The following is a 3,676-nucleotide window of genomic DNA, read 5'->3' on the forward strand; positions in this document are numbered from 1 at the left end:
TAGTCGTCGCGTTTTGCTCGGCGATTTTGCATCATTGGATGTGCAAAATACCTACCGAGGTAGCGACGCTTACGTTAAATTCTTTGGCTTAAATTTCTATTGCTATACATTTGGCGATAGGTTGAGACATGCAAATAGGTGTTGAAGTATTAGAAATTTCAAAATTTGTAATTTTAAACTGAGAGATTTCTATGTTTTTATTTTTTTTATTGTTTATAATGCAGATGTCGTCATATTTAATGCATTGTATAGACTTTGTTGGAGAAAATAGTAGATAAAATCCAGCAGATAAAATCCCTATATTACCATTAAGTTTAATATAGAAACTTGATTTTTTTGTGTGTTTTTTTATATAAAATGCGGGAGATGTAATGTTGTTTTCTTTATAATCATTAAAAAAAAGCCCGGGACATTCCAAGACTGCGTTTCTTCTTCTATATCTAACCATAGCTCAGGCAAATAATAATATTGCTCAATAGCTCTTGCATGTTTTTCAGCGAGTGTATTATTTGATAACATCCTGGAAAGTACAGAAGGCTGTATGCCTACGTTTTTACATAAACTCCTTAAAGATGGTATATTTCTTTCTTTTATCAGTATGTTTAGCTTTTTTACTCTTCTTTCATGAATATCCTTTAAAGAGGCGAGTGCTGGCATTTTATTCCCTTTTAATTTTAAATGCTGTAGATACGAGTGCATCTCATCTTATTGATTTGCTAATGTATTGTCAATAGCATGAATTCATTGGTGCTGCTGACAAAAAGACAACGCAAATATAACATTGAACCTTGATCGGATTTAATGTCTTTACTAAGATAAATACGGGAATGTTAATGAAATTATCAGGGAGTGAGCACGAATAATATAGAAGTAGTAAGCTGTAATTTAGCTGTGTTTTTTTAGGGTCACATAGGGATAGGGAAGGTGTAACGTGAATATATCTTAGGATTTGTAGCAATAATGTTTGATAAACGTTTAAAGCATTTTGCATAAAACGCATGGGGCTAGTCAGGGAGATTAAGTCAACGATCTATTAACTTTTTTTGTTATTTTTAACCATGTTTACCAGACAGCCTTAAAAACATACTCACCAAAATAGGAATACTATGGATAAAAAACAAGCTAAGACAATAGCTGATGTTATTGTTAACGAGGAAGTGATGCCTTTTTTACGTTCATTAGAACCACAAATGATTAGTGATGAGGTATTTCTATCATTTTGTCAGACTGTTATTTTAACTACAACTAAAGCCATGCATGATTTTTGTATGAGCTATCAGGAATTTGAGCATAAAGAAATTTGGCTAGAAGCTGTGAAAGATAAAATTCATCAGGGCGTGGATAAATTCTTTAATACAGAGAGTGGAAAGCTTGATCTAAAAACAATGCCAAAAAATTTTTTTCAATAATTTGTGATTTTAGTCATTAATTGGTCATTTATTTTATAGTGGGAGCATTCTACTTAAAATTTGATATTTTTCAGCGCTTAGAAATTGTAATACTTCTAACGATGGTCATAATATGAAAGATCGACTTTCTTGGTTTACTGAGTGGTACGAAACAGCGAATTGATTAGTGTTTATATCGTACTCTTAGAATAATATTGTGTGATATTCGTATTTAAGATGAATTAGTCCTAATTTAAATCAATTTTGTGATAGTTGTTGACTGACCTTAAAAGTTGTTTAAAAACTGTATTAGATGTCAGCTTCTCATTTTAAATTTAAGTTTGTTTTTTATTAAATTTATTAATATGATTGCAAGCCTCTTTCTTTTCTTGGATAGTTAATACTTGAAAGTTTTTTGTAATTAAAAAAATTTTATTTGAATGACTATTAAAAAAACTGCTAAGAAATTGTGTGATCTTTTTAGAGATAGAAAGACACTGCATAAGACTCTCCTTGTTAATCAATATTAAAATTATAGTTGCTAATCACTGACTTTAAAATAAATAAACTATTTTCACTCGTATAAACTTATATTAGTATTATAGTAATAATAAAAGAAGAGTATGATTCCCCCTTTTAATATTAATAGTGTGTGATTTTAATGATTAGGTATTATAAGGATTTTTCTATGCTAACCGCTTGGCTTGCAGCATGAATAACACTGGCAATACGAACACTTGATTGAATTGCTTCAGGTTTTACGTTATGTTTGAGTAATTGTTTAGTATGTGAATCCATGCACATACCACAGCCATTAATGACAGACACTGCTAAAGAATATAATTCAAAATCAATGCTATCTACACCAGGGTTCATGATGCCTTGCATGCGTAATTTTGCCGGTAGACTGGTGACTTCTTTGCTGGAAGCTAGGTGAACATAGCGATAATAAATATTATTCATGGCCATCAATGTGGCTGCAAGTTTACTTGCTTCAAGTTCATTATCTGATATATGTTCGCGGGCAGCAGTTAAAATTTCAGTAATAATTGTATTATTTTTAGTTGCAAAAGCTGAGGCAAGGCTAATGCTAGCAATCTGATTCAGGGTTAATCCAGGTGCACCTTGTTCTGATAATACAGCAGAGAGGTTTAATTTAATATCTTTCGCATAAGAGGGCATTAACTGTTTCAATGTATCGATATTCATGGTTTTTTCCTAGTAATAAAAGATAAAGGTGCTGGCTGGGTTGCCCCAGCTGAAGCCTTTTAAACTTAAACTTTAAATTTACGCTTAGACTTTGATTGTTTGATCACCTGCTTGCCAGTTGCATGGGCAAAGCTCATCCGTTTGCAAGGCGTCGAGTACTCGAATAACTTCTTGTGGGTTGCGACCCACATTGAGGTCTGTAACCATGACAAAGCGGATGATATTCTCTGGGTCAATAATCAATGTAGCGCGTTGTGAGACACCTTCTTCAGAGTCTAAAATACCAAGTTTTGCTGAGAGTTCACGCTTAACATCAGCAAGCATTGGGAAGCGTAAATCATATAACTCTTCTTTGTTTTGGCGCCACGCCAGGTGGACAAATTCGCTATCGGTGCTGCCGCCTAACAAAATCGTGTCACGATCGTCAAAATCGCTGTACAGGTCATTAAATGCGGCGATCTCTGTTGGGCAAACAAAAGTGAAGTCTTTTGGCCAAAAGAATAAAACCTTCCATTTGCCTGCATATGATTTTTCAGTAATTTCAGTGAAGGCATTATCATTGAGTGTATTAGAAACTGTTGCTTTAACGTTAAATTCTGGCAATTTTTGACCGACGCTAATCATCTTGTAAATCCTCAATTTGTTAATTCGTAAGGTTAATATCTTATCGATAGGCCTAGTATCGTTGAATTGTATTGATATGTGAAATTGTTATTTTTTATAATGTTGATAGATTAAATCTATTGAGTTAGATTGAAGATGATGTAGTTAATGTATGAGTCATTTTTGTTTGTTAGGGGGAGCTTGTTTTTATTTTTCTATGGAAATAAGATAGGATCTTCTTCTGCTAAGGCATTTAGGGCCTCTTCTAGTGGCTGGTTTCTGGTTTTGTATGTAAAGAAGAAAAGCAAGGAACGTCGAACAACAGTGTGTAACTTGCTATGGCATTGTTCTCTTGCTTGCTCAATCTTTGCTGTGCAAGTGTTCTTATCTACTCACCTTACGCACTGACATGATAAACGATGTATAATGAAATCTGATAGATACAGGGATTTCATCAGGAATGAATAAAGAGCTAC

Annotated in this window: 4 protein-coding genes; 1 reads left to right on the forward strand and 3 read right to left on the reverse strand. The window is 33.4% G+C overall.

What is annotated here, in order from left to right; all coding sequences use genetic code 11:
* Positions 1 to 348: 348 nt before the first annotated feature.
* A complete protein-coding gene (locus C200_RS10785; RefSeq protein WP_032126698.1) occupies positions 349 to 657 on the reverse strand; it encodes a helix-turn-helix domain-containing protein in 309 nt (102 codons plus the stop codon).
* Positions 658 to 1,106: 449 nt separating this feature from the next.
* Here C200_RS10785 and C200_RS10790 point away from each other — a divergent pair, with 449 nt between their 5' ends.
* Complete coding sequence (locus tag C200_RS10790; RefSeq protein WP_016211866.1) at positions 1,107 to 1,409, forward strand: hypothetical protein; 303 nt, start codon at positions 1,107 to 1,109, stop codon at positions 1,407 to 1,409.
* Between the two features lie 651 nt (positions 1,410 to 2,060).
* On the opposite strand, the gene C200_RS10795 is transcribed toward C200_RS10790, so the two are convergent.
* Both C200_RS10795 and C200_RS10800 read right to left on the reverse strand, forming a co-directional pair.
* Positions 2,061 to 2,597: a carboxymuconolactone decarboxylase family protein gene (locus C200_RS10795; protein WP_032126699.1), complete on the reverse strand. Its 537-nt coding sequence runs from the start codon at positions 2,595 to 2,597 to the stop codon at positions 2,061 to 2,063.
* A gap of 84 nt (positions 2,598 to 2,681) precedes the next feature.
* On the reverse strand, positions 2,682 to 3,221 hold the full coding sequence (locus C200_RS10800) for a peroxiredoxin (RefSeq protein WP_016211865.1): 540 nt from the start codon (positions 3,219 to 3,221) through the stop codon (positions 2,682 to 2,684).
* Positions 3,222 to 3,676: the final 455 nt, after the last annotated feature.

The sequence above is a fragment of the Piscirickettsia salmonis LF-89 = ATCC VR-1361 genome (assembly GCF_000297215.2).
In the GTDB taxonomy this organism is placed as follows: domain Bacteria; phylum Pseudomonadota; class Gammaproteobacteria; order Piscirickettsiales; family Piscirickettsiaceae; genus Piscirickettsia; species Piscirickettsia salmonis.